Annotated in this window: 20 protein-coding genes; 15 read left to right on the top strand and 5 right to left on the bottom strand. The window is 71.1% G+C overall.

Features of this window, described 5'->3' with window-relative positions:
* The first annotated feature begins 79 nt into the window (after window positions 1-79).
* From ACIOGX_RS29575 to mutM, 5 genes are all read left to right on the top strand, one after another.
* Window positions 80-1219, top strand: a complete 1140-nt coding sequence (locus ACIOGX_RS29575; protein ID WP_401917699.1) for an ATP synthase F0 subunit B — start codon at window positions 80-82, stop codon at window positions 1217-1219.
* A 146-nt stretch (window positions 1220-1365) separates the two neighbouring features.
* The gene (locus ACIOGX_RS29570; RefSeq protein ID WP_356511365.1) at window positions 1366-2073 is read left to right on the top strand and encodes a DUF177 domain-containing protein; all 708 of its coding nucleotides are present in this window, start codon (window positions 1366-1368) and stop codon (window positions 2071-2073) included.
* Between the two features lie 2 nt (window positions 2074-2075).
* Window positions 2076-2249 (top strand): 50S ribosomal protein L32, encoded by a 174-nt coding sequence (gene rpmF / locus ACIOGX_RS29565; protein WP_003965982.1) that lies wholly within the window; start codon window positions 2076-2078, stop codon window positions 2247-2249.
* Between the two features lie 19 nt (window positions 2250-2268).
* A complete protein-coding gene (gene rnc / locus ACIOGX_RS29560) occupies window positions 2269-3138 on the top strand; it encodes a ribonuclease III (protein ID WP_356511368.1) in 870 nt (289 codons plus the stop codon).
* A gap of 95 nt (window positions 3139-3233) precedes the next feature.
* Window positions 3234-4094, top strand: a complete 861-nt coding sequence (gene mutM, locus ACIOGX_RS29555) for a bifunctional DNA-formamidopyrimidine glycosylase/DNA-(apurinic or apyrimidinic site) lyase (protein ID WP_383962596.1) — start codon at window positions 3234-3236, stop codon at window positions 4092-4094.
* On the opposite strand, the gene ACIOGX_RS29550 is transcribed toward mutM, so the two are convergent.
* Together ACIOGX_RS29550 and ACIOGX_RS29545 are read right to left on the bottom strand one after the other, a co-directional pair.
* Entirely contained in the window at window positions 4067-4435 is a 369-nt protein-coding gene (locus tag ACIOGX_RS29550) for a helix-turn-helix domain-containing protein (RefSeq protein ID WP_129772223.1), read from the bottom strand. The two genes, mutM and ACIOGX_RS29550, sit on opposite strands and share 28 nt — an antisense overlap.
* A gap of 94 nt (window positions 4436-4529) precedes the next feature.
* Window positions 4530-5435, bottom strand: a complete 906-nt coding sequence (locus ACIOGX_RS29545; RefSeq protein WP_356511373.1) for a CAP domain-containing protein — start codon at window positions 5433-5435, stop codon at window positions 4530-4532.
* A 134-nt stretch (window positions 5436-5569) separates the two neighbouring features.
* On the opposite strand from ACIOGX_RS29545, the gene ACIOGX_RS29540 reads away from it, so the two are divergent.
* The 4 genes from ACIOGX_RS29540 to ACIOGX_RS29525 all read left to right on the top strand — a co-directional run bounded on the left by ACIOGX_RS29540 (window position 5570) and on the right by ACIOGX_RS29525 (window position 11851).
* Entirely contained in the window at window positions 5570-5851 is a 282-nt protein-coding gene (locus tag ACIOGX_RS29540; RefSeq protein ID WP_356511375.1) for an acylphosphatase, read from the top strand.
* Between the two features lie 381 nt (window positions 5852-6232).
* Window positions 6233-6451, top strand: coding sequence for a hypothetical protein (locus ACIOGX_RS29535; RefSeq protein WP_030351764.1), 219 nt, complete (start codon window positions 6233-6235; stop codon window positions 6449-6451).
* 199 nt (window positions 6452-6650) lie between these two features.
* Complete coding sequence (locus ACIOGX_RS29530) at window positions 6651-10304, top strand: AAA family ATPase (protein WP_401917695.1); 3654 nt, start codon at window positions 6651-6653, stop codon at window positions 10302-10304.
* A gap of 128 nt (window positions 10305-10432) precedes the next feature.
* The gene (locus ACIOGX_RS29525) at window positions 10433-11851 is read left to right on the top strand and encodes a sugar porter family MFS transporter (protein WP_356511379.1); all 1419 of its coding nucleotides are present in this window, start codon (window positions 10433-10435) and stop codon (window positions 11849-11851) included.
* On the opposite strand, the gene ACIOGX_RS29520 is transcribed toward ACIOGX_RS29525, so the two are convergent.
* Entirely contained in the window at window positions 11848-13281 is a 1434-nt protein-coding gene (locus ACIOGX_RS29520; RefSeq protein ID WP_356511381.1) for a cytosine permease, read from the bottom strand. The two genes, ACIOGX_RS29525 and ACIOGX_RS29520, sit on opposite strands and share 4 nt — an antisense overlap.
* 166 nt (window positions 13282-13447) lie before the next feature.
* On the opposite strand from ACIOGX_RS29520, the gene ftsY reads away from it, so the two are divergent.
* Complete coding sequence (gene ftsY, locus ACIOGX_RS29515) at window positions 13448-14662, top strand: signal recognition particle-docking protein FtsY (RefSeq protein WP_356511383.1); 1215 nt, start codon at window positions 13448-13450, stop codon at window positions 14660-14662.
* Between the two features lie 374 nt (window positions 14663-15036).
* On the opposite strand, the gene ACIOGX_RS29510 is transcribed toward ftsY, so the two are convergent.
* Window positions 15037-15708, bottom strand: a complete 672-nt coding sequence (locus ACIOGX_RS29510) for a bifunctional DNA primase/polymerase (protein ID WP_384766528.1) — start codon at window positions 15706-15708, stop codon at window positions 15037-15039.
* A gap of 427 nt (window positions 15709-16135) precedes the next feature.
* Here ACIOGX_RS29510 and ACIOGX_RS29505 point away from each other — a divergent pair, with 427 nt between their 5' ends.
* The 5 genes from ACIOGX_RS29505 to ffh all read left to right on the top strand — a co-directional run bounded on the left by ACIOGX_RS29505 (window position 16136) and on the right by ffh (window position 23759).
* Complete coding sequence (locus ACIOGX_RS29505) at window positions 16136-17614, top strand: hypothetical protein (protein ID WP_401917692.1); 1479 nt, start codon at window positions 16136-16138, stop codon at window positions 17612-17614.
* Between the two features lie 339 nt (window positions 17615-17953).
* A complete protein-coding gene (locus tag ACIOGX_RS29500) occupies window positions 17954-19246 on the top strand; it encodes an ammonium transporter (RefSeq protein ID WP_356511388.1) in 1293 nt (430 codons plus the stop codon).
* The gene (locus ACIOGX_RS29495) at window positions 19243-19581 is read left to right on the top strand and encodes a P-II family nitrogen regulator (RefSeq protein WP_030351756.1); all 339 of its coding nucleotides are present in this window, start codon (window positions 19243-19245) and stop codon (window positions 19579-19581) included. Before ACIOGX_RS29500 ends, ACIOGX_RS29495 begins: the two co-directional genes overlap by 4 nt.
* A gap of 16 nt (window positions 19582-19597) precedes the next feature.
* Window positions 19598-22063, top strand: a complete 2466-nt coding sequence (locus ACIOGX_RS29490) for a [protein-PII] uridylyltransferase (protein ID WP_401917689.1) — start codon at window positions 19598-19600, stop codon at window positions 22061-22063.
* A gap of 157 nt (window positions 22064-22220) precedes the next feature.
* Complete coding sequence (gene ffh / locus ACIOGX_RS29485) at window positions 22221-23759, top strand: signal recognition particle protein (RefSeq protein WP_356511393.1); 1539 nt, start codon at window positions 22221-22223, stop codon at window positions 23757-23759.
* 96 nt (window positions 23760-23855) lie between these two features.
* On the opposite strand, the gene ACIOGX_RS29480 is transcribed toward ffh, so the two are convergent.
* Complete coding sequence (locus tag ACIOGX_RS29480) at window positions 23856-25064, bottom strand: phosphopentomutase (protein WP_401917687.1); 1209 nt, start codon at window positions 25062-25064, stop codon at window positions 23856-23858.
* Window position 25065 lies beyond the last annotated feature (1 nt).

Genomic DNA, 25065 nt, shown 5'->3' with positions numbered 1-25065 from the left:
CCGGTGTCGGACGGGCTCGAACTGGCCGTACAGTCGTTGCGTCCGTCTCCAAACCAGCTGAGAGAGTGGCGAGCACACGGTGGACGTACAGAAGAAGCTCGACGAGATCGTCGACTCGGTGGGCAGCGCCCGCTCCATGCCCATGTCGGCGTCCTGCGTGGTGAACCGCGCCGAGCTGCTCGCGATGCTGGAAGAGGTACGGGAGGCGCTCCCGGGCTCGCTGGCCCAGGCCCAGGAGCTGATCGGCGGCCGTGAGCAGCTCGCCGAGCAGGCCCGCCAGGAGGCCGAGCGCATCATCGAGGCGGCGCACGCCCAGCGCTCCGGGCTGATCTCCGACACCGCGGTCGCCCGGCAGTCCCAGGAGGAGGCCGACCGCATCCTCGCCGAGGCGCGCAGGGACGCCGAGGAGATCCGCGCCGAGGCCGACGACTACGTCGACTCCAAGCTCGCCAACTTCGAGGTCGTCCTCACCAAGACCATCGGCTCCGTCGACCGGGGCCGCGAGAAGCTGCTCGGCCGCGCCACCGGCGGTGACGACGACGACGCCCCCGAGTACAGCGACGACCCCGGCACCCTGATCCGGCGGGCCGACGAGTACATCGACGCCAAGTTCGGCGCCTTCGAGGCCGTCCTGTCCAAGACCCTCGAAGCGGTCGGCCGCGGCAGGCAGAAACTCCACGGCCGCACCGACTCGGACGACCTCGGGGCGCACATGGCCGCCCAGGACGCCGCGGGCCCGCAGGGGCGCACCAGCGACGCGGACTATCTGGCGGACCTCGCGGGGAGCCCCCGGGAAGGCGTCCAGGAGCCCGTGGCGGAGCAGCGGCCCCCGGTGCCGGTCCAGCAGCCCTACGCCGAGCCCGCGTACCCGCAGACGCCGCCCCAGGCCCCGCCGCAGCCCCAGTACGCCGAGGCCGGCTACCAGGACCCCGCGTATGCCGCGCAGGGCGGCTACGGCGGTTACCAGCAGCAGGACGCGTACGGCTACCAGCAGGACCCGTACGCGTACCCGCAGCAGGGATACGGCCAGGACCAGGGCCACGGCCAGGCACAGGGGTACGACCCGAACTACGGCTGGCAGCAGCAGCCCGAGGTCCAGCCCCAGCAGCACGCGCTGCCCCCGGCCCACGAGCCGCAGAGCGCCCTCGACGAGACCAGCCTCTTCGACACCAGCATGATCGACCTCGAACAGCTGCGCCGGTACGAGCAAGGGCACTGAGACCGCGCGGCCGGGAGACCGGAGCCGCGCGGGGGACGGGGCGCCGGGACCGCGCGCCCCGTCCGGATCTCCCCCAGGGGCCGGATTGGGCCTACGGCGGCCTGTCCAGTACCCTGGCTCTTCGGCCGCGTGTATGTCCGCGACCCATGCCGCCCGCTCGCCTCCGCGACGGTGGCGGCCCCCCTCACGATCCGAAAGCGGGAAAAGCCCTGAACGCGCGCCTCGACCACCGCGACCCCCTCGTGTTCGACACACACGAGCTGGGGCGGCGTCCTGGTGCGCTCCAGAAGCTCACCCGCTCGGTGCCCGCCCCCAAGGACTTCGGTATCGCGGGGGTGATCGGGACGCCCGAGGAGGCGCCCGTGGAGCTGACCCTCCGCCTCGAATCCGTCATGGAGGGCGTGCTCGTCACAGGCACCGCCCGTGCGGTGGCCGAGGGGGAGTGCGTAAGGTGTCTGGAGCCGCTCAGCCAGGAAGTGGCGGCGGACTTCCAGGAGATGTTCTCGTACCACGACGCCGACGACCGGGGCCGCACCCGTGCGGAGCCGGCCGCTGACGCCGAGTACAGCGAGGACGACGACAGACTCTTCATCGAAGATGGCCTGTTCGACCTCGAACCGGTGCTGCGTGATGCGGTGGTGCTCGCACTGCCGATGCAGCCGGTGTGCCGGGAGACCTGTGCCGGTCTGTGTTCCACATGTGGGATCAGGCTGGACGAGAACCCGGACCACCACCACGACGCCGTCGACATCCGTTGGGCGGCACTGCAGGGACTCGCCGAGACCGTCAAGGACGGCGAGAAGGACAACATGGGCGGCGCCGAAGCGGGCGTCGACGAGAAGCAGGAGAAGTAGCCGTGGCTGTTCCGAAGCGGAAGATGTCGCGCAGCAACACGCGCCACCGCCGGTCGCAGTGGAAGGCTGCGGTCCCCACCCTGGTTTCGTGCGAGCGTTGCCAGGAGCCGAAGCTGCAGCACATCGCGTGCCCGAGCTGCGGCACCTATAACAAGCGCCAGGTCCTCGAGGTCTGAGCGGCTGGTGAGAGGCGCGATGTCTGAACTGTCCCATGCCAAGAAGCAGACAGACAATGTCAGCACAGCCTCGTCCCACACGCTTCTGGAAGGGCGGCTCGGGTATCAGCTCGAGACCGCCCTTCTGGTGCGTGCGCTGACCCATCGTTCGTACGCGTACGAGAACGGCGGTCTGCCCACCAACGAGCGGCTCGAATTCCTCGGGGATTCGGTGCTCGGCCTGGTGGTCACGGACACGCTGTACCGCACCCACCCCGATCTGCCCGAAGGCCAGCTGGCCAAATTGCGGGCCGCGGTGGTCAACTCGCGTGCGCTTGCGGAAGTGGGCCGCGGCCTGGAACTCGGCTCCTTCATCCGGCTCGGCCGGGGCGAAGAGGGCACGGGCGGCCGGGACAAGGCGTCCATCCTCGCCGACACCCTCGAAGCGGTGATCGGCGCTGTCTATCTCGACCAGGGCCTCGACGCGGCGTCCGAGCTGGTGCACCGGCTCTTCGACCCGTTGATCGAGAAGTCCTCGAATCTCGGGGCCGGCCTGGACTGGAAGACCAGTCTCCAGGAGCTGACCGCGGCGGAGAGCCTCGGCGTGCCCGAGTATCTCGTCACGGAAACGGGCCCTGACCACGAGAAGACCTTCACTGCTGCCGCCCGCGTCGGTGGTGTCTCGTACGGCACCGGCACCGGCCGCAGCAAGAAGGAAGCGGAGCAGCAGGCGGCGGAGTCCGCCTGGCGGTCCATCCGGGCCGCGGCGGACGAACGGGAGGCGGCGGGGAAGACCGACGCCGACGGCGACGTTGACGTGGACGACAGCGTCGACGCCGAGGCTGGAGAGGCCGCCGACACCTCTTCCGCCCCGTCGGAGCCGACTCCCGCGGACGCCGCCAACGCCTGAGCGTCCCTGCTCTCTCCTTCGGGTGCGCCCCTCGCGTCGTCGTACGGCGTGAGGGGCGCGTCCCGTTCCGGCCCTCTCACCCCCAGGAGCGTCCCGTGCCCGAGCTGCCCGAGGTCGAAGTCGTCCGGCGTGGACTCGAACGCTGGGTCAGCGGCCGGACCATCGCCGAGACCGAGGTCCTGCATCCGCGCGCGGTACGGCGGCACACCGCCGGCGGCGAGGACTTCGCGGCTCAGCTCAAGGGGCACACCATCGGTACGGCGCGGCGGCGCGGCAAGTACCTCTGGCTGCCCCTCGCCGACACGGACGCCTCGATCCTCGGCCATCTCGGGATGAGCGGCCAGCTGCTGGTCCAGCCCGAGAGCGCCCCCGACGAGAAGCATCTGCGCATCCGGATCCGCTTCGCCGACAGCCTCGCGACCGAGCTGCGCTTCGTCGACCAGCGAACCTTCGGCGGACTCTCCCTCCACGAGAACACCCCCGACGGACTGCCCGACGTCATCGCGCACATCGCCAGGGACCCGCTGGACCCGGCCTTCGACGACGCCGCCTTCCTCACCGCGCTGAAGCTGCGCCGTACGACGGTCAAGCGCGCCCTGCTCGACCAGTCGCTGATCAGCGGTGTCGGCAATATCTACGCGGACGAGGCGCTCTGGCGCAGCCGCCTTCATTACGAACGCCCCACGGCCACGCTGCCCCGGCCGCGCGCCGTCGAGCTGCTTGGTCATGTACGGGACGTGATGAACGCGGCCCTCGACGTCGGCGGCACCAGCTTCGACAGCCTGTACGTCAATGTGAACGGCGAATCGGGGTACTTCGACCGGTCGCTGGACGCGTACGGACGTGAGGACGAGCCGTGCCGGCGCTGCGGCACACCGATACGCCGGCGGCCCTGGATGAACCGGTCCAGCTACTTCTGCCCCCGCTGTCAGAGGGCTCCGCGCGTCGCGTCGTAACGCTCGCGCGCCGAGATCACCTCGGGCATCCGCCCCTCCACCAGCTGGATCAGCCCGAGCAGCCGCTCGGCGACCTCCCGGCCCAGCGGCGTCAGCTCGTAATCCACCCACGGCGGATTGACCGGCCGCGCCTCGCGCACCACCAGACCGTCACGCTCCAGCGTGTGCAGGGTCTGGGAGAGCATCTTCTCGCTCACGCCGTCCACGCGCCGCCGCAGCTCGTTGAAGCGGAGGCGGCTCTCGTACAGGGCGCCGACCGTCAGGCTGCCCCAGCGGCCCGTCACATGCTCCAGCGTGGCGCGCGAGGGGCACTGCCGGGAGAAGACATCGAAGGCGTCCATGGCGGTGACTTTACAACCGAAAGCGCCATCCGGTAGATGGCGCTTTCGTCTGGTAAGTGAATCTCGCCGGGGATCTCTCCGGGGCGGGCCGGGCTCAGAAGCCGAAGTCCTGCGTCCACCACGGGCCGCCGGAGCCGGTGTGGACACCGACACCCAGCCGGGTGTAGTCGCAGTTCAATATGTTCGCGCGATGACCCTCGCTGTTCATCCACGAATCCATCACGGACTGGGCGCTGGCCTGCCCCCTGGCTATGTTCTCGCCGCCCAGATTCTTGACGCCCGCGGTGTCGGCGCGGTCCCAGGGCGTCTTGCCGTCCGGGTCCGTGTGGTCGAAGAACCCGCGCTCCGCCATGTCGTCACTGAAGTTCTGGGCCAGCCTGCCGAGTGAGGCATCGGCCCGCAGCGGGCTGCACCCCACCTTCGCGCGCTCCTTGTTGACCAGGGAGAGCACGGCCGCCTCGGAGGAACTGGAACCGGGAGCCGCGGGTGCTTCCACGGCGCGCTCGGTGGTCTGCTCGGGCGCCGGGGCCTCGCTGGAGCGGGTCGGTATCTCGGTCTTCGGCTTCGGCGGGGCCGCGGCGGGCTTCGTCTTCTTCTCCGGCCGCGCGGCCGTCGACTCGGTCGATTCCTTCGAAGGAGTGACGGACGGCTTCCGCGGAGTGGGCGACGTGGACGCCGACGGCGGCTGGGTCCGCTCGGTGCCACGGCTCGGCGAGGCCGGGCTCTCGCGCGTCGGATCGGCGGACGAGCCGCCCTGCTGCTGAAGCTCCGGAGCACCCTCGGTACGTATCTGCCCGCCGTTGGCGCTGCCGCCGACCGTGAAGTGGTCGCCGCCGCCGGGCAGCAGGCCCGAGGCGACGGCTACGGCTCCGACGGCCATGGCGGCGGAGGCACCCAGCAGACCGGTGCGTACAGGGGTGGCGATCCGCCTCTTCCGGCGCGCACCGTCCACGTGGTCCTCGACGGGCGGGGCGGCGGCTGAGCGGCGGTGGCGTCCCATGTGCCTTCCTCATGCTCTCGACGGCAACGTGTCCGTGTCTCACCCGTACGAGTGAGACTATTGCGACGGGACTGTACGGCATGGTCTGCGGGGGCGCCGGGTACGGGAAGCAATTGGCCGGTTAGCTTGCGTGCATGAAAGATGACGCACGACTGACGGCCTGGGTACGCGGCAGAGTGCAGGGAGTGGGCTTTCGCTGGTTCACCAGGGCAAACGCTCTGGAGATCGGCGGTCTCACCGGATTCGCCCTCAATCTGGACGACGGCAGGGTGCAGGTCGTCGCGGAGGGGCCACGTGAGAATTGCCACCGTCTGCTGGAATGGCTGCGCTCCGCCGACACACCCGGGCGTGTGGACGGAGTCACTGAGATCTGGGACACCCCGCGCGGCGGCTACGAGACCTTCGCGATCCGCTGAGATCGCGCCGCCGGGGGCGCCGCGAGAGGCCCCGGGAATGCCGATGGCACATGCGCGGGTCGGCGGTGACCTGGTGGTTGCCAAGAACCGCCAGTCGTGCCAGGCTGCCCGGACAGGGATGATCTCCACACTCCGGGGACCCCGTGGAAGAGCCGGCGCCGCACCCTTCGCGGGCGCCCGCCGCCGGGCCGCCCGCCCCTGCGGGCTGTGATCGTGTTGACCGTCAAACTTTTTGGTGAGACTCTGGAGTCCCCGCGCACCTTAGCTGTTTGGCAGTAAGAACCGCAGTGAAGAACAAGCACTGCCAGGCACCGCGGGTGCGATTTCCCTCACGACCCACACCGCATTCGGTCGGTCACTCAGTGTGGAGGACCATTCATCATGGCAAAGGCGCTTCTCGGTTATGTCGGCGGCTCCGACCCGCGACTCCTCGCCGAGATGCGACGGCTCCAGCAGCGCGTCCAGGACCTCGAATCCGAACTTGTACGGATCCAGTCCGAGAACGACGTGCTGAACGCCGCCGTCGCACAGCACCCCGGAGAGTCGCTGCTCAATGGCATCGACATTGATGTACCCCAGGCGGAGCCCGCGCTCACCTGACAACAGCCCCCCTCGGGGTCGGGTGAGAAACACTCTCGCAAGATATGCAAGGGACGCTTCGGCGTCCCTTCTTTCTTTCCATCTTCCGCTGTACGAAGCATTGTTGGCGCTGCCACGCCTTTCTTAACGTCTGATGTGCCCTGCGCGTTCGGCGGTGAAACCGGCGAGGGACGATCGGAGCCGGGTAGAGTCCGGCGGCGTGCATCTCAAGGCCATGACCCTGCGCGGGTTCAAATCCTTCGCCTCCGCCACGACGCTGCGCTTCGAGCCGGGGATCACCTGCGTGGTGGGCCCGAACGGCTCCGGTAAGTCCAATGTCGTGGACGCGCTCTCCTGGGTCATGGGCGAGCAGGGGGCGAAATCCCTGCGCGGCGGCAAGATGGAAGACGTGATCTTCGCCGGGACGACCGGACGCCCGCCGCTCGGCCGCGCCGAGGTCTCCCTGACCATCGACAACTCCGACGGTGCGCTGCCCATCGACTACGCGGAAGTCACCATTACGCGGATCATGTTCCGCAACGGCGGCAGCGAATACCAGCTCAACGGCGATACCTGCCGTCTGCTCGATATCCAGGAACTGCTGTCCGACAGCGGTATCGGCCGCGAGATGCATGTCATCGTCGGCCAGGGCCAGCTCGACTCCGTACTGCACGCCGACCCGATGGGACGCCGGGCGTTCATCGAGGAGGCCGCCGGAGTCCTCAAACACCGCAAGCGCAAGGAGAAGGCGCTGCGGAAGCTGGACTCGATGCAGGCGAATCTGGCGCGCGTCCAGGACCTCACCGACGAGCTGCGCCGCCAGCTCAAACCCCTCGGACGGCAGGCGGCGGTCGCCCGGCGGGCCGCCGTCATACAGGCGGATCTGCGCGACGCGCGGCTGCGGCTGCTCGCCGACGATCTGGTCAGGATGCGCGACGCGCTCCGTACGGAGATCGCGGACGAGGCCGAGCTGAAGCAGCGCAAGGAGGACGCCGAGGGCCGGCTCAAGGCCGCCCTGACCCGGGAAGCCGAGCTGGAGGACGAGGTGCGCCGGCTGGCGCCGCGCCTCCAGCGGGCCCAGCAGACCTGGTACGAACTGTCCCAGCTCGCCGAACGGGTACGGGGCACGGTCTCGCTGGCCGACGCGCGGGTGAAGAGCGCGATCGCGGCCCCCACGGACGAGCGGCGTGGCCGCGACCCCGAGGACATGGAGCGCGAGGCCGCCCGCATCCGGGAGCAGGAGGCGGAGCTGGAGGCCGCGCTGGAGGCGGCCGAGCACGCCCGCGAGGACACCGTCGCGCACCGCGCCGAGCTGGAACGGCAACTCGCCGCGGAGGAACGCCGGCTCAAGGACGCCGCACGGGCGATCGCCGACCGCCGCGAGGGCCTCGCCCGGCTGCACGGCCAGGTGAACGCCGCCCGCGGCCGGGCGGCTTCGGCCCAGGCCGAGATCGGCCGCCTCGCCGCGTCCCGTGACGAGGCGCGCGAGCGCGCGGTCACCGCCCAGGAGGAGTACGAACAGCTCAAGGCCGAGGTGGACGGCCTGGACGCCGAGGACCATGAACTGGGCGAACGGTACGACAGCGCACGCGAAGCCCTGTCCGGGGCGGAGGCCGCGCTGACGGCGGCGCGCGAGGCCGCCACCACGGCCGAACGCGAACGCGCCGCCCTCGCGGCCCGCCATGAGGCGCTCGCCCTCGGCCTGCGCCGCAAGGACGGCACCGGCGCGCTGCTCGCCGCCCGTGACAGCCTCTCCGGTCTGCTCGGCCCCGCCGCCGAACTGCTCACCGTCACCCCCGGATACGAGATCCCGGTGGCCGCGGCCCTCGGCGCCGCCGCGGACGCGATCGCCGTCGCCGGTCCGACGACGGCGGCCGAGGCCATCCGGCTGCTGCGCGCACGGGACGCGGGCCGGGCGGCCCTGCTGCTGGCCGGCCCTCCCGGCGAGGAGGAGCCCGGCCCCCCGGTCCGCTCGGGGACGGCCCCCGGTGTGCCCGGCCAGGCGGCGGCGGAGGGACGCGGTACGGACGCCGACGCCGACCGTTCCGTACGTACCGCGACCGCCGTCGGCGCCGTGCCGCACGTCATCGACCTGGTGAGCGGACCCGCCGAGCTGCTGGGCGCCGTACGCCGGCTCGTACGGGACACGGTGGTCGTCGGGACGCTGGAGGACGCCGAGGACCTGGTCGCCGCGCGGCCCTCGCTCACCGCCGTGACCGCCGAGGGCGATGTGCTCGGGGCGCACTTCGCGCACGGCGGCTCGGCGGGCGCGCCGAGCCTGCTGGAGGTACAGGCCTCCGTCGACCAGGCCGCCGCCGACCTGGCGGAACTGGCCGTACGGTGCGAGGAACTGGCGGGCGCACAGCGCCGGGCCACCGAGCGGCGCGCGGAGTGCGCGGCACTGGTGGAGGAGTTGGGGGAGCGGCGCAGGGCCGCCGACCGCGAGAAGTCCGCCGTGTCCGGACAGCTGGGACGGCTCTCCGGGCAGGCCCGCGCGGCGGCCGGCGAGGCCGAGCGTACGACCGCTGCCGCCGCCAAGGCCCAGGAGGCGCTGGAGCGCGCCACCGACGAGGCGGAGGAGCTCGCGGAACGGCTGCTGGTCGCCGAGGAGGCCCCGGTCCAGGAGGAACCGGACACCTCCGTACGGGACCGGCTCGCCGCCGACGGCGCCAACGCCCGGCAGACCGAGATGGAGGCCCGGCTCCAGGTCCGCACCCACGAGGAACGGGTGAAGGGGCTCGCCGGCCGGGCCGACGCGCTCGACCGGGGCGCGCGGGCCGAACGCGAGGCGCGGGCCCGCGCGGAACAGCGGCGCGCGCGGCTGCGCCACGAGGCCCACGTGGCCGGGGCCGTGGCGGCCGGCGCCCGGCAGCTGCTGGCGCATGTGGAGGTGTCGGTCGTACGCGCCGAGGCCGAGCGCGTCGCCGCCGAGGCGGCCAAGGCCGCGCGTGAACGCGAACTGGCCGCCGAACGCAACCAGGGCCGCGACCTCAAGGCCGAACTGGACAAGCTCACCGACTCCGTGCACCGGGGCGAGGTACTCGGCGCCGAGAAGCGGATGCGGATCGAGCAGCTGGAGGCGAAGGCGCTGGAGGAGCTGGGGGTGGAACCGGCCGGGCTGATCGCGGAGTACGGCCCCGATCAGCTCGTACCGCCGTCCCCGCCCGCGGAGGGCGAACAGCTGCCCGAGGACCCGGCGGATCCGCGCAACCAGCCCCGGCCGTATGTACGGGCCGAGCAGGAGAAGCGGCTCAAGGCGGCCGAACGGGCGCATCAGCAGCTCGGAAAGGTGAATCCGCTCGCCCTGGAGGAGTTCGCGGCGCTGGAGGAGCGCCACAAGTTCCTCTCCGAGCAGCTCGAGGATCTGAAGAAGACCCGGGCGGATCTGCTGCTCGTGGTGAAGGAGGTCGACGAACGCGTCGAGCAGGTCTTCACCGAGGCGTACCGGGACACGGCGGAACAGTTCGAGGGGGTCTTCTCCCGGCTCTTCCCCGGCGGCGAGGGGCGGCTCATCCTCACCGACCCCGAGAACATGCTCACCACCGGGGTGGACGTGGAGGCCAGACCGCCGGGCAAGAAGGTCAAGCGGCTGTCGCTGCTCTCCGGCGGCGAACGGTCCCTGACGGCGGTGGCGTTGCTGGTGTCGATCTTCAAGGCGCGGCCGAGCCCGTTCTATGTGATGGACGAGGTCGAGGCGGCGCTCGACGACACCAACCTCCAGCGGCTGATCCGCATCATGCAGGAGCTCCAGGAGAGCTCCCAGCTGATCGTGATCACGCATCAGAAGCGGACGATGGAGGTCGCGGACGCGCTGTACGGGGTCTCCATGCAGGGCGACGGGGTCTCCAAGGTCATCAGCCAGCGGCTGCGCTGACCCCGTATCACCCGCGGATCCGTGCCGGGCACGCGTACAAGTGGTGGCCGGGGGCAAGGTGTGACCCACTGGAAAGGCTCGCCCACCCCACGCCCGGCACAGGCAGCCGGGCGGCACCAGGAGTACACGTGACCGACACAGCGCAGGTACCGCCGTCCGGAGGCCGCGCGGCCTCACCGGAACACCTCGGCCATGTCATCTTCATCACGGCCGCGGCCGCGATGGGCGGCTTCCTCTTCGGCTACGACAGCTCGGTGATCAACGGCGCCGTCGAAGCCATCAGGAGCAGATACGACATCGGCTCGGCGGCACTCGCGCAGGTCATCGCCATCGCCCTGATCGGCTGTGCGATCGGCGCCGCAACGGCGGGCCGGATCGCCGACCGGATCGGCCGCATCCGCTGTATGCAGATCTCCGCGGGCCTCTTCACCATCAGCGCCGTCGGGTCCGCGCTGCCGTTCGACATCTACGACCTGGCGGCGTGGCGGATCATCGGCGGCTTCGCGATCGGCATGGCGTCGGTGATCGGCCCCGCGTACATCGCGGAGGTCTCCCCGGCCGCCTACCGGGGCCGGCTCGGCTCCTTCCAGCAGGCCGCGATCGTGATCGGTATCGCCGTCTCCCAGCTGGTGAACTTCGGCATCCTCCAGCTTGCCGACGGCGACCAGCGCGGCGAGCTGCTGGGCCTGGAGGCCTGGCAGTGGATGCTCGGCGTGATGGTCGTCCCGGCGCTCCTGTACGGCCTGCTCTCCCTCGCGATCCCCGAGTCACCGCGGTATCTGATCTCCGTGGGCAAGGTGGACCGCGCCAAGAAGGTGCTCGCCGAGGTCGAGAACAAGGACGTCGATCTGGACGCCCGGGTCGCCGAGATCGACCACGCCATGCGCCGTGAGCACAAGTCGACCTTCAAGGACCTGAAGGGCAGCCGCTTCTTCTTCCTGCCCATCGTGTGGGTCGGCATCGGACTGTCGATGTTCCAGCAGCTCGTCGGCATCAACGTCGCCTTCTACTACTCGGCGACGCTCTGGCAGTCGGTCGGCATCAACCCGTCCAGCTCGTTCTTCTACTCGTTCACCACGTCGATCGTGAACATCATCGGCACCGTGATCGCGATGGTCCTGGTGGACAAGGCCGGCCGGAAGCCCCTCGCGCTCGTCGGCTCGGCGGGCATGGCGGTCGCGCTCGCCTTCGAGGCATGGGCGTTCTCCGCGCCGCTGGTGAACGGCAAGCTGCCGGCCACGGAGGGGACGGTCGCCCTGATCGCGGCCCATGTGTTCGTACTCTTCTTCGCGCTGTCCTGGGGCGTCGTCGTCTGGGTCTTCCTCGGCGAGATGTTCCCGAACAGGATCCGCGCCGCCGCGCTCGGTGTGGCGGCCTCGGCGCAGTGGATCGCCAACTGGGCCATCACCGCGAGCTTCCCGAGCCTCGCCGACTGGAACCTCTCGGGCACGTACGTCATCTACGCCTGCTTCGCCGTGCTCTCGATCCCGTTCGTGCTGCTGTTCGTGAAGGAGACGAAGGGCAGGACGCTCGAAGAGATGGGCTAGACGGCCAGTCTCTCCTCCTCGGACCGCTCGCCGGCCGGGGCCGTGCTCCGGTCGCGCGGCAGGACGGCGTAGAGAGCCGCCGCCACGACGGTCGTGATGACCCAGCCCAGCCCGTTCTCCCCGGGCCAGGTCCCGGCGAGCGGTCCCGAGAACCAGTCCACCCCGGTGAACAGCAGCCCCACCACCAGCGCGGTGCCCCAGGCGGCCATCGCCGACCACGCGAAGCCGCCCCGGTACCAGTAGGCGCTGGTCCGCGTGGTGTCCATCAGCGCCGCGCCGTCGTATGTACGCCGCCGCAGCATGTCCACCCCGAAGACGCCGATCCACGCCGAGAACGCCACCGCGAGCAGCGTCAGGAACGAGATGAACGAGCCGATGAAGCTGGTGGCCACCACCATCAGCAGGAAGCCGAGGATCAGACTGATCACCGCGTTCACGCTGACCGCCCAGGCGCGCGGCACCTTGATGCCCAGGGTCTGCGCGGTGAAGCCCGCCGAGTACATCGACATCGAGTTGATCAGCAACATACCGACCAGCGCGATCAGCAGATACGGCACCGAGATCCAGGCGGGCAGCAGCTCGCCGATGAACGACACCGGGTCCTGCGCCTTGGCGAGGCCCGGGGTGCCGACCGCCATCACCGCGCCCATCAGCACCATCGGGAGCACCACGATCCCCGCGCCGCCGACGGTCGAGCCGACCATCGCCCGGCCGGAGGCGGACCGGGGCAGATACCGCGTGAAGTCCGGGCCCGAGGGCACCCAGCTGATCCCGCCCGCCGCGACGGTCCCGATCCCCGCGATCATCATCGCCGTCGATCCCGCGGGCCGGCCGAAGACCGCGGACCAGTCCGTGTGGATCACCAGATACACCAGTACCAGCACGCTGAAGGCACCGAAGAGATACGTCGACCACGTACTGCAGACCCGCAGCGCCTTGATGCCCAGCCCCGAGACCAGGAAGGTGCAGGCCACGAAGAGCAGCAACGTGATCACGATCAGCGGAGTGTTGCGCTTGACGCCGAAGAGCAAGTCGAGAACCGTCAGCACGGCATAGGCGCCGGTGACCGCGTTGATCGTCTCCCAGCCCCAGCGGGCGACCCAGATCAGCGTGCCGGGGAAGAGGTTCCCCCGCTGGCCGAAGACAGCCCGGGAGAGCGCCATACCCGGGGAGCCGCCGCGCTTCCCGGCGAGGGAGACCAGCCCCACGATGCCGTACGACACGACGGGCGCCGCGACGGCGACGGTCAGCACCTGCCAGAAGTTCAGACCGTTGAAGACGATCAGACCGGCGCCCATCGTGAGCAGCAGCACGCTGATGTTCGCCGCCACCCAGGTGGGGAAGAGTTGGCGGACATGGCCGGTGCGCTCGTCATCGGGGACGGGTTCCAGACCGCGGGTCTCTATCGCGCCTTCGGAGGCGTGGGGCATGAAGAGGCTCCGTACAGAGGTGGGGGGTCCACAGTGGGGAGTCCGGGCGAACCCAGAACCCCCAGCATCGTACGTTCAGCCCAAAAGGTCCAAATCGTAGCGAGGATCTTCGTGTGATCCTCTGAAGCCAGGGCCGGTCCCGGCCGTGGCCGATACTGGGAGCGTTATGGAAATCGTCATCCTTGTAGTAGTCATCGCCCTGGTCGCGGTCGGCCTGATCAGCGGGCTCGTGGTCGGCAGCCGCAAGAAGAAGAAGCTGCCGCCCGAGGCGCCGTCGAGCACGCCGACCCTCACAGCTCCTCCTGCCGAGCCACATGTCGGTGACGAGGCGGAGGCGCCCCGCGACGAATCCCGCCGCACGATCGAGGAGGTCGGCCTCCCGGGCGCCACGGAGACGCCGGTCGCCGTCGAGGATCCGGTCGTCGCCGCGCCGCCCGCGCCCGCGATCGAGATCCCCGAGCCGTCCGCCGGCCGGCTGATCCGGCTGCGCGCCCGGCTCGCCCGCTCGCAGAACTCCCTCGGCAAGGGACTGCTCACGCTGCTCTCGCGCGAGCACCTCGACGAGGAGACCTGGGAGGAGATCGAGGAGACCCTCCTCATCGCGGACGTCGGTGTCACACCGACCCAGGAACTGGTCGAGCGGCTGCGCGAGCGGGTACGGGTCCTCGGTACGCGGACGCCGGAGGAACTGCGCACGCTCCTCAAGGAGGAGCTGGTCACCCTCCTCGACACGGACTTCGACCGCGCGGTGAAGACCGAGAGCGGTCTGGACACCCCGGCCGTCGTGATGGTCGTCGGCGTCAACGGCACCGGCAAGACCACGACCACCGGCAAGCTGGCACGCGTACTGATCGCGGACGGCCGCTCGGTCGTCCTGGGCGCGGCGGACACGTTCCGCGCCGCCGCCGCCGACCAGCTCCAGACGTGGGGCGAGCGCGTCGGCGCGCGTACGGTACGAGGCCCCGAGGGCGGCGACCCCGCGTCGATCGCCTTCGACGCGGTCAAGGAGGGCATCGCGGAGGGCGCGGACGTCGTCCTCATCGACACGGCGGGCCGGCTGCACACCAAGACCGGGCTGATGGACGAGCTGGGCAAGGTCAAGCGGGTCGTGGAGAAGCACGGTCCGCTGGACGAGGTACTGCTCGTCCTGGACGCCACGACCGGCCAGAACGGGCTGGTGCAGGCGCGGGTGTTCGCGGAGGTCGTGGACATCACGGGCATCGTCCTCACGAAGCTGGACGGCACGGCCAAGGGGGGCATCGTGATCGCGGTCCAGCGGGAGCTGGGGGTGCCGGTGAAGCTGGTGGGGCTGGGCGAGGGAGCGGATGACTTGGCGCCGTTCGAACCCGAGGCGTTCGTGAACGCGCTGATCGGGGACTAGGTCCTGTCCGGTCGATCTTCGTGGATCAGCCCGGGACGTCTGGCGCGGTGGATCGCAAGGCGGAGGATCGGCCTCGTACTGGACGTACTTGGCCGACTCCGACAACGCGGCGAGGCGCCGTGCCAGGCGTTCCGGGCCCACGAAGATCGGCCGGACAGGGCCTAGGGGGCGTTTCGGCGGGGGCCGGTCTCCGGTTTCCGGGTTGCGGTCTCGTTGTCGCGGGCCGGGTCCGGGGGCCCGGAAAGCACGCAGTCCCGGACGCGAGGCCGGAGCGCCACCCGGCCACAACGCGCAGACAGCCAACCGGCCCCAGCCGAACGCACCCCGGACAACGACCCCCCCGCCGGACGCGCACCGCCGGACGGCGGCTCCCGTCAGGCCAGGCGGTGGCAGATATACGCCAGCGTGCCCAGGAGCAGCCGCGCCGGTGGGGGTTCCGCCGCCGTGTCCAGGCAGGGCGGGCGCAGCCATCGCACCGGGCCCAGGCCCGCCACCTCCGACGGCGGCGCCATCACATACGCCCCCGGCCCCAGGCCGTGCAGGTCCAGGTCCGCGTCGTCCCAGCCCATCCGGTACAGCAGCTCCGGCAGTTCCGCCGCCGCGCCCGGTGCCACGAAGAAGTGGGCGCGGCCCGCGGGCGTCGCCATGACCGGGCCCAGCGGGAGCCCCATCCGTTCGAGCCGTACCAGGGCCCGGCTCCCCGCCGGTTCCGCCACGTCGATGATGTCGAAGCCGCGGCCCACCGGCAGCAGTACCGCCGCGCCCGGCACCTCCGACCACGCCTTGGTGACGTCGTCGAGGGTGGCGCCCGCCGACACCTCGGGGCTGAACGCCAGGGGATGGGCGCCCGGCGACGCGCAGCCGGGCTCGCCGCAGGAGCACCGCTCGCCCGAGGCCCGCGCCGCGGGAACCGCCTCGGGAACACCGGGAATCACGTCCCAGCCCCACAGGCCCGTGTACTCCGCCACCGTGGTGCACTCCGTGGTGCGGCCGCGGCGGCGCGCGCCGGACCGCATCTCCCGGATGCCGCCGATCGTGAAGCCCATGCCCCCTCCAACGGGTCGAACTCGCCGGTGGTTACGTCTCGCAGTGTGCCCGTGACACTCCGTCGCCATCGGGGCGGTCGAGGCGGCGCGAAGTGGCATTGGGAGTAGTGGGACCGGATTCGCGCGCCCCGGCGTACAGCGCTTCGGTCCGCTCCGGTCGACGTGCGTCAAGTCAATCGCGCCCCGCCGGGGGCGAGTTCATTCGAAGGGGTGGCGAATGGTGGCGATTGTGGAATCACCCTCGCTGGGGCAGTGATCGTAGGATTACTTTCAGTACACGAACCCGGGGCAGGCACTCCCGTGGGTATGCCAAGGGCAACTCGGTTTCCTGTTCGAAGGGGCGCAACCGGCGGACAGGCACCCCGTGCTCGCGGCATTCTGATACCGGTTCGCGCGACAAATGGCTTCAGCGGATGGGGGCGTTCCAGTGGGCGGCAGTGGCGCAGGCGGTACGCATACCGGCAAGCGCCCGAATGGGCAGCTCGGCTCGTGGTTCCTGCGCAGTGGCTGGTCGAAGGGCGAACTGGCGCGCCAGGTCAACCGCAGGGCACGTCAGATGGGCGCGCACCACATCAGCACGGACACCTCGCGGGTGCGCCGCTGGCTCGACGGCGAGCAGCCGCGCGAGCCGATCCCGCGCATCCTCGCCGAGCTGTTCTCCGAGCGCTTCGGCGCCGTCGTCGCCGTCGAGGAGCTGGGGCTGCGCTCCGCGCACCAGTCGCCCTCGGTGTCCGGGGTCGATCTGCCCTGGGCGGGCCCGCAGACCGTGGCGCTGATCAGTGAGTTCTCCCGCAGCGATCTGATGCTGGCGCGGCGCGGCTTCCTCGGCACCTCACTGGCGCTGGCCGCCGGACCCGCGCTGGTGGAGCCCATGCAGCGCTGGCTGGTGCCCACATCGGCGGGCGGCCAGGAGCAGCCCGACGAGCCCGTCGCCGCCCCGTCCCGCGCCGGCCGGCTCTCCGCGCCCGAGCTGGATCTGCTGGAGTCGACCACCGCGATGTTCCGGCTCTGGGACGCGCAGTGCGGCGGCGGACTCCGGCGCAAGGCGGTCGTCGGCCAGCTCCACGAGGTCACCGACCTGCTCCAGGAGCCTCAGCCCGAGGCCACCTCGCGACGGCTCTTCCGGTGCGCGGCCGAACTGGCCGAGCTGGCGGGGTGGATGAGTTACGACGTCGGCCTCCAGCCCAACGCCCAGAAGTACTTCGTCCTCGCCCTGCACGCCGCGAAGGAGGCCGGGGACAAGCCGCTCGGCTCGTACATCCTCTCGTCCATGAGCCGCCAGATGATCCATCTCGGCCGGCCCGACGACGCGCTGGAGCTGATCCATCTCGCGCAGTACGGCAGCCGCGACTGCGCCACCCCGCGGACCCAGGCCATGCTGTATGCGATGGAGGCGCGCGCGTACGCCAACATGGGGCAGCCGAGCAAGACGAAGCGGGCCGTCAGGATGGCCGAGGACACCTTCTCCGACGCCGGGCTCGACGGCGAGGTGGAGCCCGACTGGATCCGCTTCTTCTCCGAGGCCGAACTCAACGGCGAGAACGCCCACTCGTACCGCGACCTCGCCTATGTCGCCGGCCGCAGCCCCACCTACGCCTCCCTCGCCGAACCCGTCATGCGGCGCGCCGTCGACCTGTTCGCCCAGGACACCGACCACCAGCGGTCGTATGCGCTCAACCTCATCGGCCTGGCCACCGTCCATCTCCTCAAGAGGGAGCCCGAGCAGTCCACGGCCCTTGCGGAGAAGGCCCTCAAGGTGGCGGAGAGCGTCCGTTCCGAGCGGGTCAACACCCGGCTCCGCAAGACGCTCGACACCGCCGCCAGGGAGTTCGGCGATGTCACCGGTGTCGTCGATCTCACCGAGCGGCTCACCGCCCAGCTGCCCGAGTCCGCGGAGGCCGTCTGAGCGGCGGACGTGCCCCGGCCGCCCGGCCGGACCCGCCCACCGCCCCGCCGAAAGCCCCGGCCGCGGCAGTCACCCCGTACAGCCCGACACGGCTCCCCCGCCGCCAGGACACAGGGTGACCGCCGCGGCCGGTTTCCGATGTCCGCAGAGGGTATCCAGGCCGGCGGCCGGGATCCGCCGGTTCATCGGCACGTAACACACAGGACGTCTTCGTCACTGCCGCGAAACATCGAGCGGCATTGGCCGAAACCGCGCTGCGCCAATCTCCTCAGCACAGTCGGCCCACACCTAGCTTGAGCATCCCGCACGGGCCGTTCCGACCACGAGGAGACGCTGGCCTTGAATGGCGCAGATACCGCATTCGTATTGATCAGTGCCGCGCTCGTCATGCTGATGACGCCCGGCCTGGCATTCTTCTACGGCGGCATGGTGCGGGTGAAGAGCGCCCTCAACATGCTCATGATGTCCTTGATCTCGCTCGGGATCGTCAGCGTGCTGTGGGTGCTCTACGGGTACTCGCTGACCTTCGGTGACGACATCGGTGCCGGCCTGCTGGGCAACTTCGACCACATCGGCCTCAAGGGCATCACGGTCGACACCCTGACCGGAGGCACGGAAGGCATTCCGGTCTTCGCCTTCGCCCTCTTCCAGCTGATGTTCGCCGTCCTCACCCCCGCGCTGATGAGCGGTGCCCTCGCGGACCGCGTGAAGTTCAGCGCCTGGGCGCTGTTCATCGCGCTCTGGGTCTCCGTCGTGTACTTCCCGATCGCGCACTGGGTCTGGCAGTCCGACGGCTGGCTCTTCAAGCTCGGGGTGATCGACTTCGCCGGTGGTACGGCGGTCCACATCAACGCGGGTGTCGGAGCGCTCGCCGCGGTCCTCGTCGTCGGCAAGCGGATCGGATTCAAGAAGGACCCGATGCGGCCGCACAACCTGCCGCTCGTCGTCCTCGGCGCCGGACTGCTCTGGTTCGGCTGGTTCGGCTTCAACGCCGGATCGGCGCTGGCCGCCAACGGCACCGCCGCCCTCATGGCCTTCAACACACAGATCGCCACCGGCGCCGCGATGCTCGGCTGGCTGATCTACGAGCGCATCCGGCACGGCGCGTTCACCACGCTGGGCGCCGCCTCCGGCGCCGTCGCGGGCCTCGTCGCGATCACCCCGTCCGGTGCGGCCGTCAACCCCTTCGGCGCCCTGCTCATCGGTGTCGTCGCCGGCGCGATCTGCTCCTGGGCCGTCAGCCTCAAGTTCAAGCTGGGCTACGACGACTCCCTCGACGTGGTCGGCGTCCACCTCGTCGGCGGTGTCATCGGCACCCTGCTCGTGGGTGTCCTCGCCACCGGCGGGGTCGGCGGACTCTCGCAGCTGGGCAAGCAGGCCGTCGGTGCCTTCGCGGTGATGGCCTACTCCTTCGTGGTCTCCTGGATCCTCGCCAAGATCGTCGACGCCACGATCGGCTTCCGGGCCTCCGAGGACGACGAGACGAGCGGCGTCGACATGGCGTACCACGCCGAGTCCGCCTACGACTTCAGCGCGGTCGGGGGTTCGCCGTCGGGCCGTAGTAGCGTCGCCGCCGCCAGCCAGGACGAGAACGTCGCCGTCGCGGCGAAGACCAAGAAGGTGGACGCATGAAGCTCATCACCGCAGTCGTGAAGCCACACCGGCTGGACGAGATCAAGGAGGCCCTGCAGGCCTTCGGCGTCCAGGGGCTCACGGTCACGGAGGCCAGTGGCTACGGCCGCCAGCGCGGCCACACCGAGGTCTACCGCGGTGCCGAGTACACCGTCGACCTCGTACCGAAGATCCGCATCGAGGTGCTGGTCGAGGACGGCGACGCCGAACAGCTCATCGATGTGGTGGTCAAGGCCGCCCGCACCGGCAAGATCGGTGACGGGAAGGTATGGAGCGTGCCGGTCGACACGGCGGTCCGGGTACGGACCGGCGAGCGCGGCCCGGACGCACTCTAGAGATAGGAACGACTGGGTGACGAGCCTCGAAGAGACGACCGAACAGGCAGACTCGGGACCCAGCGGCTACGCGGCGGCCCGGCTGCGCCTCCTCCAGGAGAAGGCGCGGTCCGGGCCGCCGCGCCGTGCCGCGCTGGCCAGACTGACCGACGACTGGCTGAACGCGCTGTTCACCACCGCCGCCAGGGAAGCCGGGGTACGGGGCGCCGCGCTCGTCGCCGTCGGCGGCTACGGCCGGGGTGAACTGTCGCCGCGCAGCGACCTCGACCTGCTGCTCCTGCACGACGGCAGCTCCGGTCCCGCCGCGATCGCCGCACTCGCCGACCGCGTCTGGTACCCGGTGTGGGACCTCGGGCTCGCCCTCGACCACTCCGTACGCACCCCGGCCGAGGCGCGCAGGACCGCGGGCGAGGACCTCAAGGCACAGCTCGGGCTGCTCGACGCCCGGCATGTCGCCGGGGACCTGGGCCTGGTCAGCGGCGTACGCACCGCGATCCTCGCCGACTGGCGCAACAGCGCCCTCAAACGCCTCCCCGAGCTGGACGAACTCTGCCGGGAGCGCGCCGAGCGCCAGGGCGAGCTCCAGTTCCTGCTGGAACCCGACCTCAAGGAGGCCAGGGGCGGACTGCGCGACGCCACCGCGCTGCGCGCCATCGCCGCCTCCTGGCTCGCCGACGCGCCCCGCGAAGGGCTCTACGAGGCCCGGCGCCGGCTCCTCGACGCCCGCGACGCCCTGCATCTGACCACCGGCCGCGCCACCGACCGGCTCGCCCTCCAGGAACAGGACCCGGTCGCCGCGGAACTCGGCCTGCTCGACGCCGACGCGCTGCTGCGGCAGGTGTACGAGGCGGCGCGCACCGTCTCGTACGCCTCCGACGTCACCTGGCGCGAGGTCAACCGCGTACTGCGCTCCCGGGCCGTACGCCCCCGGCTGCGGGCCATGCTCGGCGCCAAGCCGGCCCCGGACCGCAGCCCGCTCGCCGAAGGCGTCGTCGAGCAGGACGGCGAGGTCGTCCTCGCCCGTACCGCCCGCCCGGAGCGCGACCTCGTGCTGCCCCTGCGGGCGGCGGCCGCCGCCGCCCAGGCCGGTCTGCCGATCTCGCTGCACGCCGTCCGCCGGCTGGCCGCCGCCGCGAAGCCGCTGCCCGTGCCCTGGCCCGCCGAGGCGCGCCAGGAACTGATCACCCTGCTCGGCGCCGGCGAGTCGACCGTCCCCGTCTGGGAGGCGCTGGAGGCCGAGGGCCTGATCAGCCAGTTCCTGCCCGACTGGGAGCGGGTCCGCTGCCGGCCGCAGCGCAACCCCGTCCACACCTGGACCGTCGACCGCCATCTCGTGGAGACCGCCGTCCAGGCGTCCTCGCTGACCCGCCGCGTGGGCCGTCCCGACCTGCTGCTGATCTGCGCCCTGCTGCACGACATCGGCAAGGGCTGGCCCGGCGACCACTCCGTGGCCGGTGAGGTCATCGCCCGCGACGTCGCCTCCCGGATCGGCTTCGACCGTGAGGACATGGGCGTCGTCGCCACGGTCGTACGCCACCACCTGCTGCTCATCGACACCGCGACCCGGCGCGACCTCGACGACCCCGCGACCGTCAGCGCGGTCGCCACCCGGGTCGGTTCGCTCGCCACCCTGGAACTGCTGCACGCCCTCACCGAGGCCGACGCGCTCGCCACCGGCCCCGCGGCCTGGTCCTCCTGGCGCGCCTCGCTCGTCGACGACCTCGTCGCGCGCGTGGCCGCCGTCCTCGCGGGCGACGCCGTCACCGAGCCGGAACCCGCCGCGCCCAGCGCCGAGCAGGAACGGCTGGCCGTGGAGGCGCTGCGCACCGGCGGTCCCGTACTGGCGCTGCACGCCCAGGCCGAGGCCCCGCAGGACGACGGCGAACCCGAACCCGTCGGCGTCGAGCTGCTCATCGCCCTCCCCGACCAGCCGGGCGTCCTGCCCGCCGCGGCCGGGGTGCTCGCCCTGCACCGGCTGACCGTACGCGCCGCCGATCTGCGCGCCGTCGAGCTGCCCGCCGAGCTGGGCAAGGACGCGGAACGGAAGGGGACCACCGAGGTCCTGCTGCTGAGCTGGCGGGTGGCCGCCGAATACGGCTCCCTGCCGCAGGCCGCCCGGCTCCGCGCCGATCTCGTACGGGCCCTCGACGGCTCGCTCGACATCCCGTCCCGGCTCGCCGAACGGGAGGCCGCGTATCCGCGCCGCCGGGGAGTCACGGCTCCACCGCCCCGCGTCACCGTCGCGCCGACCGCCTCCCAGCTCGCGACGGTCATCGAGGTACGCGCCCAGGACGCACCGGGGCTGCTGCACCGCATCGGCCGCGCCCTGGAGGAGGCGAGGGTACGGGTGCGCAGCGCGCATGTGTCGACGCTGGGCGCCAACGCGGTCGACGCGTTCTACGTCACGAACGAGCGGGGCCGGCCGCTGCCCGAGAAGGCCGCCGCCGAGCTGGCCGGCGCCGTGGAGGCCGCGCTGCGCTGACGACGCGGCCGGGGGCTCGGCCGAACGGCCGAGCCCCCACAGGGCAGACCGCACCGCGCGCGGCCGGATACCCTGGGGAACGGTCTGTCCTTCATAGCGCGAAGCTGTAGCGGGACAGCCCCCTCATCCGCCCCCGACCTGAGGATCCGCGACCGCCGTGTTCGACACTCTCTCCGACCGCCTCGCAGCCACATTCAAGAGCCTCCGGGGCAAAGGGCGCCTCAGCCCGGAGGACATCGACGCCACGGCCCGCGAGATCCGTATCGCCCTGCTCGAAGCCGACGTGGCGCTGCCCGTCGTCCGCGCCTTCATCGCCAAGGTCAAGGAGCGCGCGGCCGGCGCCGAGGTCTCCCAGGCGCTGAACCCGGCGCAGCAGGTCATCAAGATCGTCAACGAGGAGCTCATCGGCATCCTCGGCGGCGAGACCCGCGTCCTGCGCTTCGCCAAGCAGCCGCCCACCGTGATCATGCTCGCGGGTCTCCAGGGCGCCGGTAAGACCACCCTCGCCGGAAAGCTCGGCCTCTGGCTCAAGGGCCAGGGCCACACCCCGCTGCTCGTCGCCTGTGACCTCCAGCGCCCCAACGCCGTCACCCAGCTCTCCGTGGTCGCCGACCGCGCGGGCGTCTCGGTGTACGCGCCCGAGCCGGGCAACGGGGTCGGCGACCCGGTCAAGGTCGCCAAGGACTCCGTCGAGTACGCGAAGACCAAGCAGCACGACGTCGTGATCGTCGACACCGCGGGCCGCCTCGGCATCGACGAGGAGCTGATGAAGCAGGCCGCGGACATCCGCGACGCCGTCAGCCCGGACGAGGTCCTGTTCGTCGTCGACGCGATGATCGGCCAGGACGCGGTCAACACCGCGGAAGCCTTCCGCGACGGTGTCGGCTTCGACGGCGTGGTCCTCTCCAAGCTCGACGGCGACGCCCGCGGCGGCGCGGCCCTCTCCATCGCGCACGTCACCGGCAAGCAGATCATGTTCGCCTCGAACGGCGAGAAGCTGGACGAGTTCGACGCGTTCCACCCGGACCGCATGGCGTCCCGCATCCTCGACATGGGTGACCTGCTCACCCTCATCGAGCAGGCGGAGAAGACGTTCAGCCAGGCCGAGGCCGAGAAGATGGCCTCCAAGCTGGCGAGCAGCAAGGGCAAGGACTTCACGCTCGACGACTTCCTGGCGCAGATGGAGCAGGTCAGGAAGATGGGCAGCATCAGCAAGCTGCTCGGCATGCTCCCGGGCATGGGGCAGATCAAGGACCAGATCAACAGCATCGACGAGAAGGACGTGGACCGCACCGCCGCGATCATCAAGTCGATGACCCCGGGGGAGCGTCAGGACCCGGTCATCATCAACGGCTCACGCCGGGCCCGGATCGCGCGGGGTTCCGGTGTCGAGGTCAGCGCCGTGAAGAACCTGGTGGAGCGGTTCTTCGACGCCCGCAAGATGATGTCGAAGATGGCGCAGGGCGGCGGGATGCCGGGGATGCCGGGCATTCCGGGGATGGGCGGCGGGCCCGGCCGTGCGAAGAAGAAGACGAAGCAGGCGAAGGGCAAGCAGCGGTCGGGCAACCCGATGAAGCGCAAGGCGGAGGAGCAGGCGGCGCTGGCGCGGCGGGAAGAGGCGGCGAACGGCCTGCCGGCCGGGGGGCAGGACAAGTCGTTCGAACTCCCGGACGAGTTCAAGAAGTTCATGAGCTGACTCCTGGGCGGGGTGCGGTGCGGTGAGCCTCCGGCGGGAGGCGTGGTGCCGTGCGCCGTTGTGGCGGCGGGTGCCGGGGCCGAACCGGCCCCGGCCTCAGCCCGAGACCACCTCGAACCCGCGTACACCGTGGCGAAGCCACGCCCACGCGTCCGCTCCCACGGACGCCAGCGTCCCCGCGTCCGCCCGTAGTTCCGGGCCCGCGCCGTCCGGGCCGTACGTCAGGACCGGGACGTACTCGCGCGTGTGGTACGCGTGGCCGATCGTCGGGTCGTTGCCGTGGTCGCCCGTCACCGTCAGCCGGTCGCCCGCCCCGGACAGCAGCCCGAGCAGCGCCGACAGCCCCGCGTCGGTCTGTTCCAGGATCCGGCCGTAGCGGTCGGTGTCCTGCTGGTGTCCGGCGAGGTCCGTCTCCTGGACGTTGGCGACGACGAGCCCGTCGCCGGGGGCGCGTACCGCCTCCAGTGTGTGGGCCAGGACCTCCGCCGTGCCGACGGCCGGCCGCAGTACGGCGGCATCGCACGCCAGGATGTCCGCCGCCTTGCCGACGAGCGTGACCGGGATGCCCGCGCGGGCCGCCAGGTCCGGGAGCCGGCGGGTGTGGTCGATGTCCGCGCCCAGGTGCTGGACTTCGAGTCCGCCGTTGCGGTAGAAGCCACTGGCCGGGGTGTCCAGGCCGACCGTGCCGCCGTCCCCGTCGCGTACGTACGCGCCGAGGGGCCCGTCCGCGTGGCCGCCGACCGCGATGACGCGGGCGACGGGGGCCACGGTCCGTACCGTACGGGCGATCCCGAGGATCCGGTCGAAGGGCAGGTCGTCCAGGCGGCCGGAGACGTTCCAGTTGATGCCCGGGTCGGCCTCCAGGTTGTCGTGGACCAGGACCGCGCCGTCGACCAGGAGCAGCGGCCGGCCGTCGAGCGGTTCGGCACGGTGGCCGGCCGCGGACAGGGCCGCGATCACCTCGGGGAGGTGGCCGGCCAGCCGGGCCACCGTGACGCGGCTGAAGTCCGCGCCCATCATGGTCTGGTGGCCCGCGTACGTGTCCGCTCCCGGGTAGCCGAGCGCGGCGCGGCCCGCCGTCACCGGCAGCCGGGTGGACCGGGCCAGGTCGGGGTGCGGATGGACGAGGCCGAGGCCCAGCTGTCCCAGCGCGGGCAGCCGCAGCGGGCGGCCCAGGGACGTGCGGCAGTGGTCCAGTACGTGCCCGCAGGTGTCGGCCGCGACATCGCCCGGACGCAGGGCACCCGCGTCCGGCATCGCGCCGATCCCGAATCCGTCGATGACGAGGATGACGGTCTTGCTCACG

It is taken from the genome of Streptomyces sp. NPDC088147, from assembly GCF_044741565.1.
Lineage (GTDB): Bacteria > Actinomycetota > Actinomycetes > Streptomycetales > Streptomycetaceae > Streptomyces.
This window is presented reverse-complemented; position numbering and strand designations above follow the sequence as displayed.

What these genes read in the sequence shown, in the direction of transcription:
- ACIOGX_RS29535 (WP_030351764.1), top strand. Translation starts at nt 6,233, where the DNA reads ATGGCAAAGGCGCTTCTCGGTTATGTCGGCGGCTCCGACCCGCGACTC.
- ACIOGX_RS29550 (WP_129772223.1), bottom strand. Translation starts at nt 4,435, where the DNA reads ATGGACGCCTTCGATGTCTTCTCCCGGCAGTGCCCCTCGCGCGCCACG.
- rnc (WP_356511368.1), top strand. Translation starts at nt 2,269, where the DNA reads ATGTCTGAACTGTCCCATGCCAAGAAGCAGACAGACAATGTCAGCACA.
- ACIOGX_RS29520 (WP_356511381.1), bottom strand. Translation starts at nt 13,281, where the DNA reads ATGCCCCACGCCTCCGAAGGCGCGATAGAGACCCGCGGTCTGGAACCC.
- ACIOGX_RS29540 (WP_356511375.1), top strand. Translation starts at nt 5,570, where the DNA reads ATGAAAGATGACGCACGACTGACGGCCTGGGTACGCGGCAGAGTGCAG.
- ACIOGX_RS29510 (WP_384766528.1), bottom strand. Translation starts at nt 15,708, where the DNA reads ATGGGCTTCACGATCGGCGGCATCCGGGAGATGCGGTCCGGCGCGCGC.
- ACIOGX_RS29545 (WP_356511373.1), bottom strand. Translation starts at nt 5,435, where the DNA reads ATGGGACGCCACCGCCGCTCAGCCGCCGCCCCGCCCGTCGAGGACCAC.
- ACIOGX_RS29570 (WP_356511365.1), top strand. Translation starts at nt 1,366, where the DNA reads ATGCCGCCCGCTCGCCTCCGCGACGGTGGCGGCCCCCCTCACGATCCG.
- ACIOGX_RS29495 (WP_030351756.1), top strand. Translation starts at nt 19,243, where the DNA reads ATGAAGCTCATCACCGCAGTCGTGAAGCCACACCGGCTGGACGAGATC.
- ftsY (WP_356511383.1), top strand. Translation starts at nt 13,448, where the DNA reads ATGGAAATCGTCATCCTTGTAGTAGTCATCGCCCTGGTCGCGGTCGGC.